This window comes from Streptomyces doebereineriae, assembly GCF_031845645.1.
GTDB classification, from domain to species: domain Bacteria; phylum Actinomycetota; class Actinomycetes; order Streptomycetales; family Streptomycetaceae; genus Streptomyces; species Streptomyces canus.
Window position 1 is genome coordinate 39774 of sequence record NZ_JAVREZ010000006.1, and the last position, 23914, is coordinate 63687.

Sequence of the window (23914 nt, forward strand, 5' to 3'; positions counted from 1 at the left end):
CCCGTCCGCGCCGCCGCAGAACCATTCTTCGGGTCCCAGAGGCCCAGCTGAACTTCCTCCGGCGCACTCGGTCATCATCTGCGTGGCGCTTCCGGGCCTCGCCATCTCGACGGATCGAGGGCAGTTGAACGGTCACGGGCTGGAAGGCTTCTACCGCGCGGGCCGACGCACGCTCTCCCGGTGCCAGATCCGTATCGCCGGCCGTGAGCCTCTCCCGGTCCAAGCGCGGACGACCGGGGCGGATCGCGCACGTTTCGTGGCCACCGCTCGTGTCTCCCCGGGCGGAGGCCCGGACCCGGACGTCGTCGTCGAACGCACACGCCACGCGGACGGGACGGAGCGCATCACGCTGCACAGCGCCGCCGTCCGCCCCCTGCGACTGCCGGTGGAGGTGGCACTCGGTACGGATCTGGCGGACCTGGGCGCGATCGCGTCCGGCCGAGCGGGACCCGAATTGCCCGCGAGCGTCCACGACTCCGGCTTGCGCTGGTCCTGCGCCGCCGGCGCGGCGTCGGTCACGGCCGACCCACCGCCCTCCGACGCGCTGGCGTCGGCAGGCCTTTTGCGCTGGGAGTTCGACCTGCCCCCCGGAGGCACGGCCGGCCTTGAGTTGCGGGTACGCCTGGACGGGGCAGGCCGCGTCCGGGCCGTGGGGCGCGCGGCGACCAGCCCCCTGGCTTCCGCTCGCGCGACGGGAGACCACCCCGCGATCCGGCCGCTCCTGGACACGAGCATTGACGATCTGCAGTCCTTGCTGGTGCGCGACCCGGCACACCCCACCGACACCCACCTCGCGGCCGGAGCCCCCTGGCGCTGCGGCCTGGCCCCGGCCGACGCGCTCGTCGCAGCCCGTATGACACTGCCGCTCGGCACCCGGCTCGCCGCCGGGACCCTGCGCACCCTCGCGCGCACCCAACTCCGGGGGCAGACAGCGCAGTCCGGCATGATCCCCGGACCGCGCCGGGACGCTGGCGCACATCTTCCGGCTGGTTGTACGGGCACTGAGGCCACCCTGCTCTTCCCCGCCCTTCTCGCGGAGGCCTCCCGGTGGGGGCTCTCCCAACAGGAGACAGAAGAACTGCTCCCAGCAGCCGAGCGTTGTCTGCGCTGGCTGCGGGCGGCCGTGGGGGAGGGGACGTATCTGTGCGATCCGCAACCGGGCGGTCCCGTCCGTTGCGAGACCCAGGCGCATGCGCATCGCGCGGCCGTCCTCGGTGCCGATCTGCTCGACACTTTCCACAGACCCGGCGGGGCGGCGCTGCGGCAGTGGGCCCGCGAGCTGCGCTCGGCTTTCCGTGAGGAGTTCTGGGTCGAGGACCGCGGCGGTGGCCGGCCGGCGACCGCACGTGCCCCCGACGGACGTCTCGTGCCGCAGCTCGGTGCCGCGGCCGTCCATCTCCTGGACACCGGCCTGCTGGGCGGGGGTGAACAGGCACCCGGCCTGCTCGACAGGGCGCAGACCGAGCAGCTCGCCCGGCTGCTCGGAAGCCCGGTCATGGACTCGGGCTGGGGGCTGCGCGGACTGGGTACCAAGGAGGCGGGATACAACCCGTTCGGCCATCGCACCGGTGCGGTACGCGTCCACGAGACGTCGATCGCCGTCTCGGGCCTGGCCGCCGCCGGGTACGAAAAGGAGGCCGGCTCGCTCCTGCGGGGTCTGCTGGCGGCGGCTGAGACCTTCGGCCACCGGCTCCCCGAGATGTACGCGGGTGAGCAGCGCACCGACGGGAGCGCTCCCCTTCCCCACCCGGCGGCCTGCCGTCCTGCGGCCACGGCAGCGGCCGCAGGAGTCCTGCTGCTGAGCGCCCTCGCGGGGATCCGTCCCGACGCCCCGGCGGGGACGGTCACACTGCGCCCCGTGCGCAGTGCGCCTCTCGGTGAGATCGGTCTGACGGGACTGAGGGTCGCGGGGGCCCCGTTCTCGGTAAGGGTCAGCAGACTCGGGCTCGCCATGGTCGAGGAGGCCGCCGGGGGGCTGCAACTGAGGTCCTGACCTCGGACGACACTCCCTCCGGCAAGGGCCGGGTGCAGGGGAGCGGACCTGTTCGGAGCCAGAGTGGATCATCTACTGGTGCGGTTGGCGAAGGGAGTGTTTATCGTCAGGCAGACGACTATGATCGCCGCATGCCCTACGACCCGTCAGCCTTTCCGCCCTTCGCCGTCACCGTGGACCTGGTCGTACTGACCGTGCGCCGCCACGCCCTGTGTGCGCTCGCGGTGCGCAGGGGCGAGCCGCCGTTCCAGGGGCGCTGGGCACTTCCCGGCGGTTTCGTACGGGCCGACGAGGATCTGGCGCAGGCCGCGGCCCGTGAGCTGGCCGAGGAGACCGGGCTGCGTGCCCATGACCCCGCCGTCCCCGTCCAGGACAACGGAGCGCACCTGGAACAGCTCGCGACCTACGGCGATCCCAAGCGCGATCCCCGGATGCGTGTGGTGAGCGTCGCCCACCTCGCCCTCGCCCCCGACCTGCCTGCCCCACGGGCCGGCGGCGACGCCAGCAACGCGCGGTGGGCGCCAGTCGAGGAGCTGTTGCAGCAGGGCGGTTACGGTCGGGACGGGGAACCGGTCGCGCCGCTCGCCTTCGACCATGCGCAGATTCTGTCGGACGGAGTGGAGCGCGCCCGCTCGAAGATCGAGTACTCGTCGTTGGCCACCGCGTTCTGCCCACCCGAATTCACCGTGGGCGAGCTGCGCCGCGTCTACGAGGCGGTGTGGGGCGTGGCTCTGGACCCGCGCAACTTCCACCGCAAGGTGACGGGCACACCGGGCTTCCTGGTCCCCACCGGTGGCACTACTACGCGACAGGGCGGCCGCCCTGCCCAGCTCTTCCGGGCCGGCGGCGCCACTCTTCTCAACCCTCCGATGCTGCGCCCCGAAGTGTGACGGCGCCGAAAACCGGACATAACGCGCTATCTTGCTTCGGGTGATCCAGGCCTTCGGACTGACCAGCAACTCCCGCAAGGACCTCCCGCCCGCGGTCGACGATGTGTCCTTCGAAGCCCGTGCGGGCCGTGTCACCGCGCTTCTCGGAGCGACGGGTGCGGGCAAGACGACGGCGCTCAGACTGATGCTCGAACTCGAACAGGGCCGTGGCCTCACCTACTTCAGGGGTCGCCCGCTGCATCGCATCGCGCATCCCTCGCGCGAGGTCGGCGTGCTCATGGGCGATGTGCCCGGCCATCCCGCGCGCACGGTCCGCGGTCATCTGCGCATGCTGTGCGCCGCGGCCGGCGTCCCGGTCCGGCGCGCCGACGAAATGCTCGAAGTGGTGGGCCTCGTCAGCCTGCGCGACGAGCGGCTCGGCACCCTGTCGCGCGGCATGGACCGCCGCCTGGGCCTGGCCTGCGCCCTGTTGCCGGACCCCCACACACTCGTCCTGGACGACCCCACCGAGGGGCTCTCCACGCGCGAGAGCCACTGGCTGCACGGCATGCTGCGAGCGCACGCCGCCCAGGGGGGCTCGGTCCTGTTCACCACGTCCGAGCCCAAAGAGGCCGCGCGCGCCGCAGATCACGTCGTCACCCTCGAACAAGGCCGACTCGTCGCGGACCAGGAGGTCACGGAGTTCGCCCGCACCAGACTCCGCCCCCGTGTCGCCGTCCGTACTCCCCACGCCGCCCGCCTCGCCGCGCTGCTCGCCAAGGAGGCCCGTACGGCGCACCGCTCCGTCGAAGTCGTCCAGGAAGGCGGCAACCGTCTGTCCGTGTACGGCAGTACATGTGCCGACGTCGGCGAGACGGCTTTCCGCCACGGCGTTCTGGTCCACCAACTCGCCGACGAGATCGGGGACATGGGACCCGGTGCGGGTCCGTTTCCCGGCGAGGCCGCAGAAGCCGCCCAGGACCCGCTGGCGGGGGCCACGGGGCCGGAGACCGGCGAGCTCCTCGGTGACCGGGCTCTCGGGGTGGCCGGGCCGGAAATGCGAGGCGGTCCAGCTGCGCACGACGACTTCGCATCACCGAGCGGCTCACACGTGCGCGGTGCCCGGGTGATGCCCGCAGACCCGGAAGCGCACGGCGGCCAGATGCCCCACAGCAGCCGGGACACCCACAGCGGCCCGGCTGAGGGAAGTGGTCACGCCGCGCTGAGCCCCGCCACAGCCTCCAGGGCCCCCGCCCCCCTCCCGCCCCCGATCTCCGTCAGATCCGCCCCCAGTCCCTTGCGCCCCCTGCGCTACGAACTGCGCCGCGCGGCTGGGATCGGCATCGGCTTCCTCACCGGCGCCGCCGTACTCGTCACATCCGCCCTCACCGCCGTAGTCCTGGCACGGGTCGGTCACACTCCACAGGCGCGCCTGCTGGCCGCATGGCCGAGGGAGCTGCCCCTGCCCCCGGCGGCGCTCGGGGCCGGGCTGCTCGGCGCGCTCGCGTTCGGTGATGAGTTCCGCCACCCCGCCCTGGCCGCGGACCGCGGCACCGTCCCCCGCCGACTGGGGCTGCTCACCGCGAAACTCGTCGTCGCCGCCGTCACCGCACTTGCGCTTGCCTTTTTTGTGGTGGGCTGCGACGCCGAAGTGCTCTATCTCGTCTACGGACGGGAGCTCACGGAAGTTCCCGCCGACTGGTTGTCGCTGAGCGCGAGTTGGTTCGGGCTCGTGGTCGGGTGCGCCTGGGCGGGTGTTCTGGCCGCCGGCATCTTCCGGTCCACGACGGCCGGGCTCGCGGCGGTGGTTTCCGTGCCCATTCTCGTCGTACCTCTCGTGCGGAAAGCGCTGGACGGGGGGTCCGTGCGAGCGGCGGCCGGACTTCCCGCGCGGCTGCGCGAGGTTCTTCTGCTGCAGTGGCCCTTCGGTGGAGAGCGCTATCTGGCCGGAGCGGTGCGTGTGGTCGCCCAACCCGTGGGCGGCGCGCTCACGTTGTCGCTGACCGCCCTGCTGTGCGCATATCTGCTCACAGCCCTGCGGAGCAGGGTCCGATGACGGCCTTCCGCGCGCTTCCGGTCCCGACCTGCGCACAATTTCCCGACGAAAGCGCATTTCTTTCCGATAAGGCGTCAATTGCGACGGCGTGAGCGATCACCCTTTCGTGTGCTTTTCACCAAAGACCTCAAGGGAGTTGGAGGCAACGCCGACAAAGGATCCGTGAGTACCCTTGCGCACACCATGATGACCGCCGCCCGCTCCGCCGATTCCGGTCTGGCCGGCCCGGGCGAACTCGACCGCTACCCCTATGCCGAGGCCCCGGCCGCAGGCCGCGTCGGAGCCTCCATCTGGGACGGCTCGGACCCGGAACTGGGCCGCGTGGGCCGACGGGCCGCAGGCAGCCGCGGGCGCGGACTGCACGGCCAACTCGTCCAGCAGCTTGGCCAGATGATCGTCGCCGGTGACCTGGGGGCCGACCGGCCGTTGGTCCCCGAGGAGATCGGCCAGCGTTTCGAGGTCTCCCGTACCGTCGTCCGTGAGTCGCTCCGTGTCCTGGAGGCCAAGGGCCTGGTCAGCGCCCGCCCGAACGTCGGCACGCGCGTGCGTCCCGTCAGCGACTGGAACCTCCTGGACCCGGACATCATCGAGTGGCGGGCTTTCGGGCCGCAGCGCGACGACCAGCGCCGTGAGCTGAGCGAGCTACGCTGGACGATCGAGCCGCTCGCAGCGCGCCTGGCCGCGGGCCACGGCCGTGCGGATGTCCAGCAGCGCCTCGGCGACATGGTCGAGATCATGGGACACGCCATGAGTCAGGGTGACGCGCTCACCTTCTCCCGTGCCGACGCCGAGTTCCACTCCCTGCTCATCCAGCTCGCGGGCAACCGCATGCTGGAGCATCTTTCGGGGATCGTCTCCGCTGCCCTTCAGGTCTCCGGCGGCCCGGTCACCGGCTGTGACCGACCGAACGAGCCGTCGCTCGCCCATCACGGCCGGATCGCCGACGCCCTCGCCTCGGGCGACGGGGCGGCGGCCGAAGCGGCCATGCGCCAACTGCTCGCCGTCCATCCCGAGGTGGAGCGCGTGGTGCCCGCGCCGCGCGAGCACTGACCGCACACCTCGGGCAATGCGGCCGAGGATGCCCTCCCCCTCCAGTGGCGTCGTTCGGCCGCCGAACCGTCTCCGTCGGACCCCGCAGGTCCCCCAGGGATCCTGCGGGGTCCGACCGGCGCGGCGCGGTGACGGCACCCCGGGCGCTGCTGGTCGGGACTGGCCGGTGACCTCGTCTGTCCATGTCTGACCGTTTTTGGTTGCTTACGGGGTGTGACTCGGGCCACGCAGATTGGGCGTAACGCTCGCGGGAGCAGCGCGATGACCTAAGAGGTGACAGCCGCGGAGGGAATACGGACGCCGTTTCAGGCGCTGTGCATCTTCCCGGCCCCCCGCCCGCGCCGTCGGCCACTCCCAGGCCGGTGGTCGGCTCCTGTCCGCCGTGGACGGGGCCGGAAGCCGTTTTCCAACGTTCCGAGAGGTTGTTCGTGTCGGCCAGCACATCCCGTACGCTCCCGCCGGAGATCGCCGAGTCCGTCTCTGTCATGGCTCTCATTGAGCGGGGAAAGGCTGAGGGGCAGATCGCCGGCGACGACGTGCGTCGGGCCTTCGAAGCTGACCAGATTCCGGCCACTCAGTGGAAGAACGTACTGCGCAGCCTCAACCAGATCCTCGAGGAAGAGGGTGTGACGCTGATGGTCAGTGCCGCGGAGCCCAAGCGCACCCGAAAGAGCGTCGCAGCGAAGAGTCCGGCCAAGCGCACCGCCACCAAGACGGTCGCGGCGAAGACGGTGGCTACGAAGAAGCCCACCGCCACCGCCACCCCGGCGGCGCCTGCCGCCGAAGCCTCCGTCGAGGACGAGGCGCCCGTGAAGAAGGTCGCAGCCAAGAAGACGACGACCGCGAAGAAGGCGGTCGCGAAGAAGACGGTCGCCAAGAAGACGGCGGCCAAGAAGACGACCGGCGGCAAGGACGACGCCGAGGTCGCCGAGGACGAGGTCCTCGAAGAGATCAAGCCCGGTGAAGAGGAAGAGGAGGGGGCCGAGAACAAGGGCTTCGTCCTCTCCGACGACGACGAGGACGACGCGCCGGCCCAGCAGGTCGCCGTGGCCGGTGCCACCGCCGACCCGGTCAAGGACTACCTCAAGCAGATCGGCAAGGTCCCGCTGCTCAACGCCGAGCAGGAGGTCGAGCTCGCCAAGCGCATCGAGGCCGGTCTGTTCGCCGAGGACAAACTGGCCAACGCCGACAAGCTCGCCCCGAAGCTCAAGCGCGAGCTGGAGATCATCGCCGAGGACGGCCGCCGCGCCAAGAACCACCTCCTGGAGGCCAACCTCCGTCTGGTGGTCTCCCTGGCCAAGCGCTACACCGGCCGCGGCATGCTCTTCCTGGACCTCATCCAGGAGGGCAACCTCGGTCTGATCCGCGCGGTCGAGAAGTTCGACTACACCAAGGGCTACAAGTTCTCCACGTACGCCACCTGGTGGATCCGTCAGGCGATCACCCGCGCGATGGCCGACCAGGCCCGCACCATCCGTATCCCGGTGCACATGGTCGAGGTCATCAACAAGCTCGCGCGCGTGCAGCGCCAGATGCTCCAGGACCTGGGCCGCGAGCCCACCCCGGAGGAGCTGGCCAAGGAACTCGACATGACCCCCGAGAAGGTCATCGAGGTCCAGAAGTACGGCCGTGAGCCCATCTCGCTGCACACCCCGCTGGGCGAGGACGGCGACAGCGAGTTCGGTGACCTCATCGAGGACTCCGAGGCCGTCGTCCCGGCCGACGCGGTCAGCTTCACGCTCCTCCAGGAGCAGCTGCACTCGGTCCTCGACACCCTGTCCGAGCGCGAGGCGGGCGTCGTCTCGATGCGCTTCGGTCTCACCGACGGTCAGCCGAAGACCCTCGACGAGATCGGCAAGGTGTACGGCGTCACGCGCGAGCGCATCCGCCAGATCGAGTCCAAGACCATGTCGAAGCTGCGTCACCCGTCGCGTTCGCAGGTGCTGCGCGACTACCTCGACTAGGTCGCAGTCGTACGACACACAAGGCCCGGTCCCTCGTCAGGGGCCGGGCCTTCGTGCTGCGCGCGCAGGCTCCCTGCATGACTCTGGGTTTCCGATCACCACCCCGGAGTGAGGAGCATGCATGCGTCACCCCATTGCCCGGGCGTTGGCCCGGCCGCTGATTCTGGCGGCCGTGGCGGCGGCCATACCGCTGGCGTCGGCCGCCCCCGTGGCCGCCGACAGCATCGTCGTCGGGGGATTCCCGGTTGATGTGTCCAAGGCGCCCTGGACGGTCGCCCTGTCCAGCCGTGACCGGTTCGGAGGTACGCGCGCCGGGCAGTTCTGCGGCGGTGTCGCCGTCGCCCCGACCACGGTGCTCACGGCGGCCCACTGTATGGGCGAGGACGTCCTGGGGGCGCCGCCGGAGCAGGTGAGTGACTTCCGTGTCATCGCGGGCCGGACGGATCTGCTCTCCGACCAGGGGGCGGAGATCGCCATACGTGAGGTCTGGGTGAATCCGGGCTACGACCCACAGAGCAACGCGGGGGACTTCGCCGTCCTCACACTCGCCGAGCCGCTGCCGCAGGACGCGGTCATCGCCATGTCGGCCGCCGGCGACCCGGCGTACGAGCCGGGAACCCGTGCCACGGTCTACGGCTGGGGCGACGTCACGGGCGGGGGTGACTACGTCCGCCGTCTGCGGGCGGCATACGTGCACGTGATGTCCGACGCGCGCTGTGGGGAGGCCTATCCGGGTGGTGGCGACGGCACATTCCTCGCCGACAGCATGCTGTGCGCCGGGGAGGAGCGAGGTGGTCGTGACGCCTGCCAGGGGGACAGCGGGGGACCGCTGGTCGCCCGGGGCAAGCTGGTCGGGCTGGTTTCCTGGGGCAGTGGCTGTGGGCGAGCGGGCCAGCCCGGTGTCTATACGCGTGTGTCCGAAGTCATGCGGACGCTGGACTGGGACGGGCGCAACGCGGCCGACGGACGCCACGGCACCGCGTGACAAAGCCTCGGGGCGCTGAGCGCCCCCGCAGAACCACGAGCAAGGGCGGCTGTCCCTGGGAACAGGGGCAGCCGCCCTCATGCCGGCCTGTGCCGGAGCTGGCTCGTCGTGGACGCGAAGTGTCAGCGCTCTTCTTCTGAGACGGATGCCGGAACAGACGTGAGCCGCTCCGTCTCGTCCTGTATCTCAGCGGCGATCTTCTTGAGTTCCGGCTCGAACTTGCGACCGTGGTGGGCGCAGAAGAGCAGTTCTCCGCCGCTGAGCAGGACGACGCGCACGTACGCCTGGGCGCCGCAGCGGTCGCAGCGGTCAGCGGCCGTCAGCGGGCTCGCGGGGGTCAGAACAGTAGTCACGTCGCCTCTTCTCTAGCTCGACGAGCTGTCGTACCAGGGTCAACATCCAACCAGCCCCAAAACGTTCCCGCTCGGGGCTTCACCCAGAGAGAAATTTTCCGGGCGGCCGGCTGCTGCCGGTTTGGCGGCGAATGTGCCGTATTGCGTGTCTGTGTGTCTTACGGTTTCGCACTGTCGGTCAAGGTTGGTCCTTCCGGCTGGGTTGCCGGTTGTTCATGAGGACGTGCCCGGAGCCTAAATGGTTCATGCCTGTAAGGGAACGTGATATGTACTTCACCCCATCGAGGGATCGAACAGGTATGCGACCCTGGACTACTCTGTGTTTCCACACGAGGGTGGCGTTACAACGGCTCTACCAGGCCTCGGTACCCTCATGGCGGCGACCGATGCCGCGCCCTTACCCAGAAGGGCCCCAACTGAAATTCAGCGAGGAGCGAACCGCGTGACCGCCGAAACGTCCGTGCCGTCCACAGCTCTGCTGGCAGGAGCAGACCGGGACGGTTCCAACTACACCGCGCGGCACCTGCTCGTCCTCGAGGGGCTCGAGGCCGTACGCAAGCGCCCGGGTATGTACATCGGCTCGACCGACAGTCGTGGCCTGATGCACTGTCTGTGGGAGATCATCGACAACTCCGTCGACGAAGCCCTGGGCGGGTACTGCGACCACATCGAGGTGATCCTCCACGACGACGCCTCCGTGGAGGTCCGGGACAGCGGCCGGGGCATCCCTGTCGACGTCGAGCCCAAGACCGGCCTGTCCGGTGTCGAGGTCGTCATGACCAAGCTGCACGCCGGCGGCAAGTTCGGCGGCGGCTCGTACGCCGCCTCCGGCGGTCTGCACGGCGTGGGCGCCTCCGTGGTGAACGCCCTGTCCGCCCGGCTGGACGTCGAGGTGGACCGTGGTGGCCACACCCACGCGATCAGCTTCCGGCGCGGCGTGCCGGGTGCCTTCGCGGCGAACGGCGCCGATGCCAAGTTCGAGGCCGCGAGCGGCCTGCGCAAGACCAAGAGGATCCCCAAGACCCGGACCGGCACGCGCGTGCGGTACTGGGCCGACCGGCAGATCTTCCTCAAGGACGCCAAGCTCTCCCTGGAGAACCTCCACCAGCGCGCTCGTCAGACCGCGTTCCTGGTGCCGGGCCTGACCATCGTCGTCCGCGACGAGTACGGCCTGGGCGAGGGCGGCAGCAAGGGTGAGGAGTCCTTCCGCTTCGACGGCGGCATCAGCGAGTTCTGCGAGTACCTGGCCTCCGACAAGCCGGTCAACGACGTCCTCCGCTTCTCCGGCCAGGGCACGTTCAAGGAGACCGTCCCGGTCCTCGACGACCACGGTCAGATGACGCCCACCGAGGTCACCCGAGAGCTCGGTGTGGATGTCGCGATGCGTTGGGGGACGGGCTACGACACGACCCTGAAGTCGTTCGTCAACATCATCGCCACGCCCAAGGGCGGCACCCACGTCGCCGGCTTCGAACAAGCCGTCGCCAAGACGATGAACGAGGTGCTGCGCGCCAAGAAACTGTTGCGCGTCGCCGAGGACGACATCGTGAAGGACGACGCCCTCGAGGGCCTGACGGCGGTCGTCACCGTCCGCCTCGCCGAGCCGCAGTTCGAGGGCCAGACCAAGGAGGTCCTCGGTACCTCGGCGGCCCGCCGCATCGTGAGCACCGTGATCTCCAAGGAGCTCAAGGCGTTCCTGACGTCCACGAAGCGGGACGCCGCGGCCCAGGCCCGGGTCGTCATGGAGAAGGCGGTCGCCGCCGCGCGCACGCGTATCGCGGCCCGTCAGCACAAGGACGCACAGCGCCGGAAGACGGCCCTGGAGTCCTCCTCGCTGCCCGCCAAGCTCGCCGACTGCCGAAGCGACGACGTCGACCGCAGCGAACTGTTCATCGTCGAGGGTGACTCCGCGCTCGGCACGGCGAAGCTCGCCCGGAACTCCGAGTTCCAGGCGCTGCTGCCCATCCGCGGCAAGATCCTCAACGTCCAGAAGTCGTCCGTCACGGACATGCTCAAGAACGTCGAGTGCGGTGCGATCATCCAGGTCATAGGAGCAGGCTCCGGCCGGACCTTCGACATCGACGCCGCCCGCTACGGCAAGATCATCATGATGACCGACGCCGACGTCGACGGCTCGCACATCCGATGCCTGCTGCTGACGCTGTTCCAGCGCTACATGCGGCCCATGGTCGAGGCGGGCCGGGTGTTCGCCGCGGTGCCGCCGCTGCACCGCATCGAGCTCGTCCAGCCGAAGAAGGGGCAGGACAAGTACGTCTACACGTACTCGGACCGTGAGCTGCGCGAGAAGCTGCTGGAGTTCCAGAGCAAGGGGGTCCGCTACAAGGACTCCATCCAGCGGTACAAGGGTCTGGGCGAGATGGACGCCGACCAGCTGGCCGAGACGACGATGGATCCGCGGCACCGGACTCTGCGGCGGATCAACCTCGCCGACCTGGAGGCCGCGGAGCAGGTCTTCGATCTGCTGATGGGCAATGACGTGGCGCCGCGGAAGGAGTTCATCTCCGGGTCGGCGGCGACCCTTGATCGGTCGCGTATCGACGCGTAGTCGCTGTGTCGGGCCCGGCGGCCGGGGCCGGGTCTGCAACCGGCCTCGGCTGCACCCAGGGCTTTCGCGGTTGAGTATCGGCGACTTCGGTGGAATGGTCCCGCTGTCGGAGGCTTCAGGTTGGGTGCTGACACTGCCGGCGCTCAGGGCTGTGGCCTGGCCTCTCCACCCGTGGGTGGACGGTTCCGGGCGATGGGAATCCACCCGTGATCCACCCCTGCTCCGATCTCCCGACCTGCGGATTTCCGTAGCTTCGAAGGTGTCGGCGGCGTCCGCTGCCGACAGACCCTTCCTCGCTCACGGAGGCTGTGATGTCCGGGCTCGTCGACGCGTTGCTGATCGTGGTCGCTGTGGTCGTGGTGATCGCCCGGCAGTTCCGGGCGAGCCGGATCGACACCGGGCGGCGCTGGTGGCTGTTGCCCGCCGTCCTCGCCGTCGTGGCACTTCGCGAGCCGGGGCTGGTGGACGCCCATCACCGCACGGCATCGGTCGCCCTGCTCACCGCCGAGCTGCTCACCGGCCTCGCCATCGGGGCCGGCTGGGCCTGGACGAGCCGGATATGGACGGAGCCGGACGGCGCGGTGTGGAGCAGGAGCACCAAGGCGAGCGGGGCCGTCTGGGCCGTCGGCATCGGGCTGCGCGTCGGACTGTTCGCGCTCGGCGCGGCGCTCGGTGTCCACCAGCACTCTTCGGCACTGCTGCTCGCCCTGGCGGCCACCCTGCTCGTGCGCTCCGGGATCCTCGTCGGGCGAGCGCACTCCCTGCGCTCTGCCGCCGCAACCGCCCCGGCGTACGGTGAGCCCATGTTCCCGCCCACGGGGAAGGAACGCGTGTGACGGACAACGCCTGGACCCGCTGGCCCTCCCGGGAGGCGCTCGGGCGTGAGGCGTCCACGCGTCCTCGGCGCCTGCTCGGCTGGGTCACGCGGTCGCTCGTACTCGCCATGCTCCTCTGGGGCGCTTTCAACAGCAGCCATGTACGGGGCTGGGGCGTGCTCGGAGCAGTGGCGGGAATCCTCCTGTCCGCAGTCGTCGCCTGGGCAGTCTTCCGCACCACCCTGAAGCACCGGCTCTGGCCTTCCCTCGCGCTGTACGGCGTTCTCCTGGCGATCGCGGTCGCCGCCCAGGCCGCCGACTTCGGGGTCGTCGCCCTCGTCCTGTGGTGCGGCTGCGCCATCACCGCTCTGGAACGGCTGCCCATCGCCGCCGCCCTGCCCGTGACCGCGATCGCCCTCGCCCTCTACGCCGCCGTCAACGACGACGTGTGGCTGACCACCCTGGCCACGACGGCGGGGCTCGCCCTGGCCGGCTACGTTCTACGGCTGGACGCGGAGGCCCGCGGCAACGCGCAGCGGCTGCTCAACCAGGAGCGGGCCGCGCGGGCGGCCGAGGCGGAGTCGGCGGCACTCGCGGAGCGGGCCCGTATCGCCCGGGAGATCCACGACGTGCTGGCCCACAGTCTCTCGGCCCAGCTCGTGCACCTGGAGGCGGCCCGGCTGCTGATCGAGGGCGGCGCGGACCGGGACCAGATCCTCGAAAGGGTGGTGGCGGCCCGGGGCATGGCCCGCGACGGTCTCGCGGAGACCCGGCAGGCGCTGTCGGCTCTGCGGGGGGACATGACTCCGCTGGAGGAGTTCCTGACCCAGCTCGTCGGGACGGCCGACGGAGCCGAGACCACCATTTCGGGTGAGCGCAGACCGTTGCCGGCCGAGGCGTCGCAGGCCGTGCGGAGGGTCGCGCAGGAGGCCCTGACCAATGTCCGCAAGCATGCGCCGGGGGCCAAGATCCGGGTGTGGCTGGAGTACGGCGAGGACCGGGTGACGCTGGTCGTGCGGGACTCGGGTGGTTCGCCGGGTGAACTCACCGCCACCGGAGGCGGGTACGGTCTGCTGGGGATGCGGGAGCGCGCCGAACTGCTGGGCGGTTCGCTGGACGCCGGGCCGGACGACGAAGGGTTCATGGTGACGTTGAAGGTGCCGGTATGACGGAGGGGGCGGAGCCGAAGCCCGCGCGGGTGGTGGTCGCGGACGACCAGACCGTGGTGCGCGAAGGCATCGTGATGCTGCTCGGACTGCTGCCCGGGATCGAAGTGGTGGGCGCGGCCGGGGACGGCGAGGAGGCGGTGGAGCTCGTCGCGGAACTCGCCCCGGACGTGGTGCTGATGGACCTGCGCATGCCTCGCTGCGACGGGGTGGAGGCGACCCGGAGGATCCGCGCCGAGCACCCTGGGACGCAGGTCGTGGTGCTGACGACCTTCGCGGACGACGAGTCGCTGTTTCCCGCGCTCAAGGCGGGGGCACGCGGTTATCTCACCAAGGACGCGGGAGGTGACGAGATCGTGCGGGCTGTGCGGAGCGTCCTCTCCGGGGACGCCGGACTGTCGCCGAGCATCCAGCGTCGGCTGCTGGAGCGGCTGTCGGACCCCGAGCCGCCCCAGCCGGCGGCCGCGGAGGCTCCCGACGGGCTCACCGCCCGGGAAGTCGAAGTGCTGGCGCTGATCGCAGAGGGACTGAGCAACCAGGAGATCGCCCGGAAACTGCATGTCTCCACCGCCACGGTGAAGACCCACATCAACAACCTCTTCGCCAAGACGGGAATCAAGGACCGTGCGCAGGCGGTGCGTTACGCCTATGCGAACGGGCTTGTACGGCCACCGATGGGAGGAATCACCTAATGGGGTGAAGGGCGTGGGGAAGAAGAGTCGGGGATCTTCCCGTTCTGTCCATCCTTGGGCATGCAGTCAAGCAACGCTCGTCCCCGCGGAAGCGGGGGTGATGCCGAGAGTTCGGCCGAGAACCACGACAGCCACGATGTGGCCCGCGCGGAGGCGTCCGCCGGTGTGCGGTACGACGATCCTTGGTATGACGCGCTCGCCTCCGGCTGGGGCGAGACAGGCGGCGACGGTACATCCGTGGGCCCGGTTGCGACGGCACGCGCGGAGCGCGAGGACCGGGACGCCGCGGCGGCCGACGTCTACCTCGAAGTGCAGCGCAGCGCGGCCTTCCAGGAAGTGCGCAGCCGGTACCGGAGGTTCGTGGTGCCTGCGGGCATCGGGTTCTTCGCGTGGTACGTGGCCTATGTCGTGACAGCGACGAGCGCGCCGGGACTGATGGCGCGGCCGGTCGCCGGCGCGGTGAACGTGGCGATGCTCGCGGGACTCGGGCAGTTCCTCACCACCTTCCTGCTGACCTGGGCCTATGCCCGGCATGCGAGGCTGCGCCGGGACCGGGCCGCGCTCGAACTGCGGTGGGACACCCAGGAACTGACGCGCACGGCACGGGGCGGTGCGTCGTCGTGACAGGGGACCACCAGACCCTGGCGCTGCTGCTGTTCAGCGCGTTCGTCGCGGTCACGCTGGGGATCACGACGTGGGTGAGCCGCCACCGGCACGGTTCGGCGGAGGAGTTCTACGCGGGTGGGCGGTTGTTCTCGCCGATGGAGAATGGTTTTGCCATCGCGGGCGACTACATGTCGGCCGCGTCCTTCCTAGGTATCTCCGGGCTCATCGCGCTCTTCGGGTACGACGGGATGCTCTACTCGGTGGGCTTTCTCGTGGCCTGGCTGGTGGTGCTGTTCCTCGTCGCCGAACTGGTGCGCAACTGCGGGCGGTTCACGCTCGCCGACGTGGTCGCCGCGCGGATGAGCGAGCGGCCGGTGCGGATCGCGGCGGGAACTTCCTCGGTCACCGTGTCCGTTCTGTATCTGGTGGCGCAGATGGTGGGCGCGGGCAGCCTGGTCGCGTTGCTGCTCGGGGGCACCAGCGAGGCGGCTCAGTCCTGGACCGTCATCGCCGTCGGGGCGCTCATGGTGATCTACGTGTCCCTGGGAGGGATGCGGGCGACCACCTGGATCCAGATCGTCAAGGCGGTCCTGCTGCTCTGCGGGACCATCGCGCTGACCGTGCTCGTACTGGTGCGGTTCCACGGCGACTTCGACCAACTCCTGCTCACGGCGGCGGAGCGCAGCGGCCACGGTCAGTCGTTCCTGGCACCCGGTCTGAAGTACGGCGGGGACTGGACCGCCCGCCTCGACTTCATCAGCCTGGGACTCGCCCTCGTGCTCGGTACTGCAGGTCTGCCCCACATCCTGTCCCGCTTCTACACCGTGCCCACGGCACGCGCCGCACGGCGCTCGGTGGTCTGGTCGATCGGGCTCATCGGCAGCTTCTACCTGATGACGATCGTCCTCGGGTTCGGTGCCGCGGCCATCGTGGGGCCCGAGGCGGTACGGGGATCGAACGCCGCGGGGAACACCGCGGTTCCCCTCCTGGCCCTCGATCTGGGCGGTGGCGCCGGCTCCACGGGAGGAACGGTTCTGTTCGCGATCGTCGCCGCCATCGCCTTCGCCACGATCCTCGCCGTCGTCGCCGGCATCACGCTCGCCTCCTCGGCCTCCGTGGCCCATGACCTGTATGCCTCACTGCGGCGTAGGCGGGCCAAGCCGCGCAGCGAGGTGGCCGTGGCCAGGACCGCCGCCGTCGGGATCGGCGTGATCGCGATCGCTCTCGGCCTGCTGGCACGTGACCTCAACGTCGCTTTCCTGGTGGGCCTCGCCTTCGCCGTCGCGGCGTCCGCGAATCTGCCGGTGCTGCTCTACTCGCTGTTCTGGCGCGGGTTCACCACCCGGGGCGCCGTCTGGTCCGTCTACGGCGGACTCCTGCCGGCCGTGGCCCTGGTGCTGCTGTCGCCCGTGGTGTCCGGCAGCCCCGAATCGCTCTTCCCCGGCGTCGACTTCCAGTACTTCCCGCTGCAGAACCCCGGTCTGGTCTCCATCCCGTTGGGCTTCGTCGCGGGCTGGCTCGGCACGGTCACCTCGGCGGAGGTCGCCGACGAGGCCAAGCACGCGGAGACCGAGGTGCGGTCGCTCACGGGAGCGGGGGCCGTGTAGGAGCGGCGCCCGTGATCGGGCGGCGCCCTCGTCGTCGTACGGCATCGGGCTTCGTCGTACGGCTTCTGCAGTCGAGGCCTTTCGCGGCGTACGGCTATGGCGCCACCCACGCGTACCGGTGCTCCGGCCGCCCCGTGTCGCCGTATCTGAGGGTCAGGCGGAGGCGGCCGGCCTGTTCGAGATGGCGGAGGTAGCGCTGGGCGGTGGAGCGGCTCAGGCCCGTCTCGGCGGCGACCTCGTGGGCCGACAGCGGGTGGTCGGCGTGGTGCAGGACGCGGCAGATGAGGTCCGTCGTCGGCTCCGAGTGGCCGCTGGGCAGGCCGGGGGACGGCGGAGCCGGGGTGGTGCGCAGGGCGCTGAAGATCCTGTCGACCTGTTCCTGACCGGCGATGCCGCGGCCGCCGACCCGGTCGACGGTGCGGCGCAGGGCCGCGTAGGAGTCCAGCCGGGTGCGCAGGGCCGCGAAGGTGAAAGGTTTGACCAGGTAGTGGAGGGCGCCCAGGCGCATGGCGGCCTGGACGGTCGTCACGTCCCCGGCTGCTGTGATCATGATGACGTCGGTGCCGTGGCCCTGTTCCCGCATGCGGTGGACGAGTTCGAGGCCCGTCTGGTCGGGCAGGTAGTGGTCGAGCAGGATCAGATCGATGGTCCCGCGCTGCACGCTGGCCAGCGCCTGGGCAGCGCTGTGGGCGCGAGCAGCCACCCGGAATCCGGGCACCTTTCCCACGTACTTGGCGTTGATCTCGGCGACACGGAAGTCGTCGTCCACGACCAGGACGTCAATCATCGGGCCTCTTTCCCTCAAGGCCTGGCGGGCGTCACGCCCGTGTTTCGGCTTCGCTGTTGTAGCGCGCGCAAAACGAGCACAACAGGCCGTTGCAAGCAAAAGAACGGCATGTGCCCAGAAGACTGATGCCGTGGCGCAGGCCACATCTACCGTCCCCGGCCATGAGCGCAGACACCAGCCCCGCCATCGAGCTGCGGGGCGCGAGCAAAACATTCCGGACCCCGTCGGGGGGTCTGCACACGGCCGTCAGGGGACTTGACCTCACCGTGGGACGTGGGGAGTTCGTGGCGGTCGTCGGGCCCACGGGCTGTGGCAAGTCGACCACGTTGACGCTGGTCAGCGGGTTGGAGGAGCCCTCCGAGGGGGAGGTGCTGGTCGTCGGGGAGCCGGTCCGCGGAGTCGGGGACAAGGTCGGTTTCGTCTTCCAGCAGGACGCCACCTTCCCCTGGCGCACGGTCCTGGCCAATGTCATGGCAGGCCCCCGTTTCCGCGGTGTGCCCAAGACGGAGGCCAAGCGGAGTGCCCGGGAGTGGCTGGCCCGGGTCGGACTCGCGGCCTTCGAGGACCGCTACCCCCATCAGCTCTCCGGGGGCCAGCGCAAGCGCGTGGCGCTCGCCGCGACCTTCGTCAACGACCCCGAGATCCTGCTCATGGACGAGCCGTTCTCCGCGCTCGACGTGCAGACGCGGGCTCTGATGTCCGACGAACTCCTCGAACTGTGGGAGGGCACGGGCGCCTCCGTCGTCTTCGTCACCCACGACCTGGAGGAGTCCATCGCCCTGGCCGACAAGGTCGTCGTGATGACGGCCGGGCCCGCCACCGTCAAGCAGATCTTCGACATCGACCTGCCACGCCCGCGCAAGGTCGAGTCGGTGCGCCTGGAGCCGCGGTTCATCGAGATCTACCGCGAGATCTGGGAGTCCCTCGGCGAAGAGGTTCGCATCACCCGCGAGAGGGGCGCCGCCCATGTCGCCTGACGTCATGCCCGAGGCCCAGGTCGCGTCGGCCGTGACCGAGCCCGGCAACAAGACGGACCGCGCACACTCACGCGCGCGTGCCGTCCGCAGACGCCGGATCGTTGTCGCCGTGTCCCGCGTGCTGCTCCTGGTGGCCGTTCTCGGTCTGTGGGAGCTGCTCTCCCGGGCCGAGGTCATCGATCCCTTCAACTTCTCCATGCCCTCGAAGATCTGGGATCAGATCTGGACCTGGGTGACACATGGGACCGCGCTCGGTTCGTTGGGCGAACAGATCTGGTACACGCTGTACGAGGCGCTGCTGGGCTGGGTCGTCGGCGTGGTGGCCGGTGTGGTCTTCGGTATTGCGCTGGGGCGGATCACCTTGCTCGCCGACGTGCTTGGTCCATACATCAAGGTGCTCAACTCGATACCGAGGATTGTCCTTGCACCCATCTTCGTGATCTGGTTCGGACTCGGACCGGCCTCCAAGGTGGCCTCGGCCGTCGTCCTGGTCTTCTTCCCGGTCTTCTTCAACGCCTTCCAGGGCGCCCGCGAGGTCGACCGCAACCTGGTCGCCAACGCCCGCATCCTCGGCGCGAGCGACCGCAGAGTGACGCTCCAGGTCGTCATCCCGTCCGCGACCTCGTGGATCTTCACCAGCCTGCACGTCAGCTTCGGCTTTGCCCTCATCGGCGCGATCGTCGGTGAGTACATCGGTGCGACCAAGGGCATCGGCCTGCTCGTCGCGCAGTCCCAGGGCACCTTCAACGCGGCCGGTGTGTACGCCGCGATGGTCATTCTCGCCGTCGTCGCACTTCTCGCCGAAGGGCTGCTCACCTTTGCCGAGCGCCGCATCTTCCGCTGGAAGCCGGCGAGTTCCGACAGCTGAGGCCTTCTACGGCGCCTCCCATCCTCAGCTCAGCCCATCCCCGGCTCAGCCCTCCCCGCACCGCCCCTCACAAGGACGTGAACCCCATGCGCAAGACCGCCAGATACGCCTCCCTGGCCTCCGCCGGCCTGCTCGCCCTCTCCTCGCTCACCGCCTGTGCCAACGACGCTGCCAGTACGGCGTCGGCCGACGCCGGCAGCAAGGGCGACGGCAAGGGGACCAAGGTCAAGATCATGGTCGGTGGCCTCGACAAGGTCATCTACCTTCCGGCGATGCTCACCCAGCGGCTCGGCTACTTCGACTCCGAGGGACTCGACGTGGAGCTGCTGAGCGAGCCCGCCGGCGTCCAGGCCGAGACCGCGCTCGTCTCCGGCCAGGTCCAGGGTGCCGTCGGCTTCTACGACCACACGCTCGACCTGCAGGTCAAGGGCAAGGACGTGGAGTCGGTCGTGCAGTTCTCGCACGCGCCCGGTGAGGTGGAGATCGTCTCCAACAAGGCGGCGGGTGACATCACCTCGGCCAAGGACTTCAAGGGCAAGAAGCTCGGCGTCACGGGCCTCGGCTCCTCGACCGACTTCCTCACCAAGTACCTCGCCGTCAAGAACGGCGTGAAGGTCAGCGAGTTCACGCCGGTCGCCGTCGGCGCGGGTCCGACCTTCATCTCGGCGCTCCAGCAGGGCTCGATCGACGGAGGCATGACGACCGACCCGACCGTCGCGACGATCCTGGACAAGAAGGCCGGCAAGATCCTTCTGGACATGCGCACGCCCCAGGGCTCGGACGAGGCACTCGGCGGACCGTATCCGTCGTCAAGCCTGTACATGCAGACGGACTGGGTCAACGGTCACACGGAGACCGTCCAGAAGTTGGCCAATGCATTCGTCAAGACGCTCAAGTGGATGTCCACTCACAGCGCGACCCAGATCGCCGACAAGATGCCCGCCGACTACTCGCAGGGCAACAAGCTGCTGTACGCGGTGGCCATCAAGAACACGCTGCCGATGTTCACCAAGGACGGCGTGATGCCCGAGAACGGTCCCGAGACCGTCGAGAAGGTCCTCAAGGCCTTCAACCCCAACATCCAGAACGCCGACGTCGACCTCGACAAGACGTACACGACGGAGTTCGTCGAGAAGGCCGCGCAGAACGCCGGCTGAGCCTCCTCACGCGCGGGTCGCCCACACGTAACGGTGTTCCGGGCGGCCCGCGTCGCCGTACTTGAGGGTGAGTCTGGCCCGCCCCGTGCGCTCCAGGAGCTTCAGATAGCGCTGGGCGGTCTGCCGGCTCACCCCGGTCCGGTCGGCGATCTCCTGGGCCGACAGCGGCCCCTCGGCGTTCATCAGGGATCTGCGGACGAGTTCCACCGTGGTGGGGGAGTGCCCCTTGGGCAGCTCGGGCTCCCCGGGCGTGGACAGCGCGCCGAAGATGCGGTCGACCTCCGCCTGTTCCGCCTCGCCTCCGCCGTCCAGGGTGCGGCGCAGCTCGGCGTACGCCTCCAGCCTGGCCCTGAGACCCGCGAAGGCGAAGGGCTTGACCAGGTACTGCAGCGCGCCGTGCCGCATCGCCGCCTGTACGGTCGTCACGTCCCGCGCCGCCGTCACCATGATGACGTCGGTCTGGTGGCCGCGTCGGCGCATCTCCTGGACGACCGCCAGACCCGTCTCGTCGGGCAGGTAGTGGTCCATGAGGACCAAGTCGACGTGGGGCAGCGCCTCCAGCTGCCGCAGCGCCTCCGCTGCGCTGTGCGCCTCGCCGGCCACGTGGAAGCCGGGCACCTTCTCGACGTAGGCGGCGTTGACGCGTGCCACGCGGGTGTCGTCGTCCACGACCAGCACCTCGATCATCACGACTCCTCCTCGGTGGCGGTGGCGGTGGCGGTCTGCCGGACGGGCGCCGCGGTGAGCGCCGGTTGCGGCTCGGCCAGTGCCTCGGGCAGCACGACGGTGAACTCCGCGCCTCCGCCGTCGGCCTCTGCGACGGCCGCGCTGCCGCCCTGACGTTCGGCGAGCTTGCGTACCAGGGAGAGGCCGAGGCCGCGCCCCCGGTGCGCAGGGGGCTCCTTGGTCGACCAGCCCTCGGTGAAGACCAGTTCCCGTTGTGCCACCGGGATTCCGGGCCCGGTGTCCCGCACCCTGAGGACGGCGGTACGGCCCTCTGTGCGCAGTTCGACCTCCACGCGCGCGTGCGGGGCGCCGGCGACGGCGTCCAGGGCGTTGTCCACGAGGTTGCCGACGATCGTGACCAGCCCGCTCGGATCGACCAGCCGGTCCGGCAGCCGGGTCCGGTCGGAGACCCACAGGGCCACACCACGCTCCGCCGCGACGGTCGCCTTGCCCACCAGCAGTGCGGCGAGCAGCGGATCCTCGATCTTCTCGGTGACCTGCTCCGCGGTGGCCCGGTGGTCGCCGACGACCTCTCCGACGAACTCCACGGCGTCGTCGTACATCTCCAGCTCCAGCAGCCCGAGGAGCGTGTGCATCCGGTTGGCGTGCTCGTGGTCCTGGGCGCGCAGGGCGTCGATCAGACCGTGGGTCGAGTCGAGTTCCCGGCCGAGCTGCTCCAGTTCCGTGCGGTCGCGCAGGGTGGCGACGGCACCGCCGTCGTCGGTGGGCATGCGGTTGGCGACCAGCACCCGCTGACCGCGGACGGTGATCAGATCGGTGCCCGTCACCCGTCCGGCCAGGACGTCGGCGGTACGGCCGTCCCCCAGGGCCTCGTCGGGGGGCCGGCCGACGGCCTCGTCCCCGATGCTCAGCAGGCGGCGGGCCTCGTCGTTGAGCAGGCGGATGCGCCCGGTGCGATCCAGGGCGACGACCCCTTCCCGGATGCCGTGCAGCATGGCCTCGCGCTCGGACAGGAGGGCGGAGATATCGGAGAAGGCCAGGTCACGAGTCTGCCGCTGGACTCGCCGGGAGATCAGCCAGGCTGCCAGCGCGCCGACGGCGAGGGCCCCGCCGGCGTAGGCGAACAACCCCGGTATCGCGTGGATCAGCCGGGCACGCACGCTGTCGTAGGCGATGCCGACGGAGACCGCCCCGACGATCTTGTGTTCGCTGTCGTACAGGGGCACCTTGCCGCGGGCGGTGCGGCCCAGGGTGCCACTGTCGATCTGCATGATCTCCTTGCCGGCCAGGGCCTGGCCCGGGTCGGTCGAGACGATCCTGCCGACCTCGCTGCGCGTGGGGTGCGACCAGCGGACGCCCCGCCAGTCCATCACCACGACGTACTCGGCCCCGGTCGCCCTGCGGATCCTCTCGGCCTCCCGCTGGACGGGGCCGGTGGGCAGCGGAGGCGTGTCCGTGACCTCCTCGGCGATCTGCGACTCGGCGGCGGTGGCCTGGGCGATGGCGAGCGCCCGGCGCATCGCCTGGTCGTCGAGCTGGTTGCTCAGAGGCGCGAGGAACAGACCGGTCGCGAGCACCGCGACTCCCGCGGCGATCGCCAACTGCATCAGGAGCACCTGCGAGAACACCCGGCGGGGCAGCCCGAGGCGCAGGCGGCGGGCGGGGGGAGTGCGGCTCATACCCAAGACGGTACGTGGAGGTGCCCGATCCACCGCAGGGGGTGTGACATGGATTTCTTGATCAATGCGTTGACGGGCCTGCTGGTCCGGTCAGCTCGCCAGCGCTGCCGATGACCTCAGCTCGTGCACCGCCACGACGTCCATCCGCGCGGGTGAGCCGAGCGCCGACACACCGCAGCTCTCCGGACGGGGCGGCAGGGACGCGGTCTGAGCCACGAGGACGAGCCAGTGGCGGCCGTCGGCGTGTGCGACGGTCACCTCCCAGTGCGGGGCGGCGCCGTCCGTTCGTACGACTGTCAGCGCCTCCGCCGCGTATTCGCGCACCGCCGTGCGCACGGCCAACTCGGCCGCTTGTCCTGGCCGCTCCCAGGCGGAACTGCCGCGGCACCCCTCGACCACGATGCGGCCCTCCTGGGCGCTGTGGAGGACTTCCTTGACGGCATGGGCCTCGGCGCGGCCGTAGGCATAGCCGTACGGCAGAACGAGCAGTGTCGGGGAGAACCGGTGACCACCCAGATGGGTGACCTCCCAGGCGCCCTCGACACCCGAGGCGGCCAGCTCCGCGGCGAGCGGGCGGCCGAGGAGCGCGCAGCAGCGGTCCCGCTTGCCGTTGGTGCAGACGAGCGCGAGGGGATCGCCGGTGTGGGGGCGCCCACCGAGCACGGAGTCGAAGCCGGCGTGCTCGCCCCTGCCGAGCGCCGCGAAGTCCAGGTCGAGCAGGTCCCGCGGATCGCGGGTCGTCGCGCTGCGCAGCCACACGTTGCCGGGCACGGTGTGGGCGACGTACACCTGCCGGGTGGTGGGTTTTCCGCTGTCGGCGTGCCGTCCGGGACGGCGGATGAGCGCGATGCGCACGCCTGTGCCCTTCGCTGCGGCCTCCAGGGCACGCCCCAGCGCAGGGTCCAGGTGGCTCGAAGTGAGCGCTTTGGCGCCCCAGGGACCGGACTGTTCCAGCAACAGCCAGGTCCGCGCGGTGGCCGCGGTTCCGGAAACGGGCTCGCCGAGGTCGTGCGAGACCGTTGAGCAGGTACTCACAG

Annotated in this window: 20 protein-coding genes; 15 read left to right on the forward strand and 5 right to left on the reverse strand. The window is 70.0% G+C overall.

Features of this window, described 5'->3' with window-relative positions:
- The first annotated feature begins 82 nt into the window (after positions 1-82).
- From RNB18_RS18910 to RNB18_RS18935, 6 genes are all read left to right on the forward strand, one after another.
- Positions 83-1993: a glycogen debranching N-terminal domain-containing protein gene (locus RNB18_RS18910; protein WP_311715260.1), complete on the forward strand. Its 1911-nt coding sequence runs from the start codon at positions 83-85 to the stop codon at positions 1991-1993.
- Between the two features lie 131 nt (positions 1994-2124).
- Positions 2125-2883, forward strand: coding sequence for an NUDIX hydrolase (locus tag RNB18_RS18915; protein WP_030326766.1), 759 nt, complete (start codon positions 2125-2127; stop codon positions 2881-2883).
- Between the two features lie 40 nt (positions 2884-2923).
- A complete protein-coding gene (locus tag RNB18_RS18920; protein WP_311715261.1) occupies positions 2924-4918 on the forward strand; it encodes an ABC transporter ATP-binding protein in 1995 nt (664 codons plus the stop codon).
- A 162-nt stretch (positions 4919-5080) separates the two neighbouring features.
- Positions 5081-5968: a FadR/GntR family transcriptional regulator gene (locus RNB18_RS18925; RefSeq protein WP_311715262.1), complete on the forward strand. Its 888-nt coding sequence runs from the start codon at positions 5081-5083 to the stop codon at positions 5966-5968.
- A 428-nt stretch (positions 5969-6396) separates the two neighbouring features.
- Entirely contained in the window at positions 6397-7932 is a 1536-nt protein-coding gene (locus tag RNB18_RS18930; RefSeq protein WP_311715263.1) for an RNA polymerase sigma factor, read from the forward strand.
- A 121-nt stretch (positions 7933-8053) separates the two neighbouring features.
- Entirely contained in the window at positions 8054-8917 is an 864-nt protein-coding gene (locus RNB18_RS18935; protein ID WP_311715264.1) for a serine protease, read from the forward strand.
- Positions 8918-9039: 122 nt separating this feature from the next.
- Here the strand turns inward: RNB18_RS18935 and RNB18_RS18940 are convergent, their stop codons facing one another.
- Complete coding sequence (locus RNB18_RS18940; RefSeq protein ID WP_057611313.1) at positions 9040-9270, reverse strand: DUF7455 domain-containing protein; 231 nt, start codon at positions 9268-9270, stop codon at positions 9040-9042.
- Positions 9271-9712: 442 nt separating this feature from the next.
- On the opposite strand from RNB18_RS18940, the gene RNB18_RS18945 reads away from it, so the two are divergent.
- The 6 genes from RNB18_RS18945 to RNB18_RS18970 all read left to right on the forward strand — a co-directional run bounded on the left by RNB18_RS18945 (position 9713) and on the right by RNB18_RS18970 (position 16722).
- Entirely contained in the window at positions 9713-11836 is a 2124-nt protein-coding gene (locus RNB18_RS18945) for a DNA gyrase/topoisomerase IV subunit B (RefSeq protein ID WP_311715265.1), read from the forward strand.
- Between the two features lie 311 nt (positions 11837-12147).
- Positions 12148-12672, forward strand: a complete 525-nt coding sequence (locus RNB18_RS18950) for a DUF1453 domain-containing protein (RefSeq protein ID WP_311715266.1) — start codon at positions 12148-12150, stop codon at positions 12670-12672.
- Complete coding sequence (locus RNB18_RS18955) at positions 12669-13820, forward strand: sensor histidine kinase (RefSeq protein WP_311715267.1); 1152 nt, start codon at positions 12669-12671, stop codon at positions 13818-13820. Before RNB18_RS18950 ends, RNB18_RS18955 begins: the two co-directional genes overlap by 4 nt.
- Complete coding sequence (locus RNB18_RS18960; protein WP_311715268.1) at positions 13817-14509, forward strand: response regulator transcription factor; 693 nt, start codon at positions 13817-13819, stop codon at positions 14507-14509. The genes RNB18_RS18955 and RNB18_RS18960 overlap by 4 nt, the downstream gene beginning before the upstream one ends.
- Positions 14510-14569: 60 nt before the next feature.
- The gene (locus RNB18_RS18965) at positions 14570-15133 is read left to right on the forward strand and encodes a DUF485 domain-containing protein (protein ID WP_311715269.1); all 564 of its coding nucleotides are present in this window, start codon (positions 14570-14572) and stop codon (positions 15131-15133) included.
- On the forward strand, positions 15130-16722 hold the full coding sequence (locus tag RNB18_RS18970; protein ID WP_311715270.1) for a solute symporter family protein: 1593 nt from the start codon (positions 15130-15132) through the stop codon (positions 16720-16722). The genes RNB18_RS18965 and RNB18_RS18970 overlap by 4 nt, the downstream gene beginning before the upstream one ends.
- Before the next feature lie 94 nt (positions 16723-16816).
- Here RNB18_RS18970 and RNB18_RS18975 read toward each other — a convergent pair whose 3' ends face one another.
- Positions 16817-17509, reverse strand: a complete 693-nt coding sequence (locus RNB18_RS18975; RefSeq protein WP_057611304.1) for a response regulator — start codon at positions 17507-17509, stop codon at positions 16817-16819.
- A 161-nt stretch (positions 17510-17670) separates the two neighbouring features.
- On the opposite strand from RNB18_RS18975, the gene RNB18_RS18980 reads away from it, so the two are divergent.
- The 3 genes from RNB18_RS18980 (at position 17671) to RNB18_RS18990 (ending at position 20511) form a co-directional block, all read left to right on the forward strand.
- Positions 17671-18486, forward strand: coding sequence for an ABC transporter ATP-binding protein (locus tag RNB18_RS18980; RefSeq protein ID WP_062035957.1), 816 nt, complete (start codon positions 17671-17673; stop codon positions 18484-18486).
- A complete protein-coding gene (locus RNB18_RS18985) occupies positions 18476-19354 on the forward strand; it encodes an ABC transporter permease (RefSeq protein WP_311715271.1) in 879 nt (292 codons plus the stop codon). Before RNB18_RS18980 ends, RNB18_RS18985 begins: the two co-directional genes overlap by 11 nt.
- Before the next feature lie 86 nt (positions 19355-19440).
- Positions 19441-20511 carry an ABC transporter substrate-binding protein gene (locus tag RNB18_RS18990; RefSeq protein WP_311715272.1) on the forward strand — a complete coding sequence of 357 codons (1071 nt, stop codon included), beginning with the start codon at positions 19441-19443 and terminating at the stop codon, positions 20509-20511.
- A gap of 6 nt (positions 20512-20517) precedes the next feature.
- Here the strand turns inward: RNB18_RS18990 and RNB18_RS18995 are convergent, their stop codons facing one another.
- The 3 genes from RNB18_RS18995 to RNB18_RS19005 form a co-directional block, all read right to left on the reverse strand.
- Positions 20518-21198 carry a response regulator gene (locus RNB18_RS18995; protein WP_311715273.1) on the reverse strand — a complete coding sequence of 227 codons (681 nt, stop codon included), beginning with the start codon at positions 21196-21198 and terminating at the stop codon, positions 20518-20520.
- Positions 21198-22877, reverse strand: coding sequence for a sensor histidine kinase (locus RNB18_RS19000; protein WP_311715274.1), 1680 nt, complete (start codon positions 22875-22877; stop codon positions 21198-21200). The genes RNB18_RS18995 and RNB18_RS19000 overlap by 1 nt, the downstream gene beginning before the upstream one ends.
- Positions 22878-22967: 90 nt before the next feature.
- Positions 22968-23912, reverse strand: coding sequence for a sucrase ferredoxin (locus RNB18_RS19005; RefSeq protein ID WP_311715275.1), 945 nt, complete (start codon positions 23910-23912; stop codon positions 22968-22970).
- Between the last annotated feature and the right edge of the window lie 2 nt (positions 23913-23914).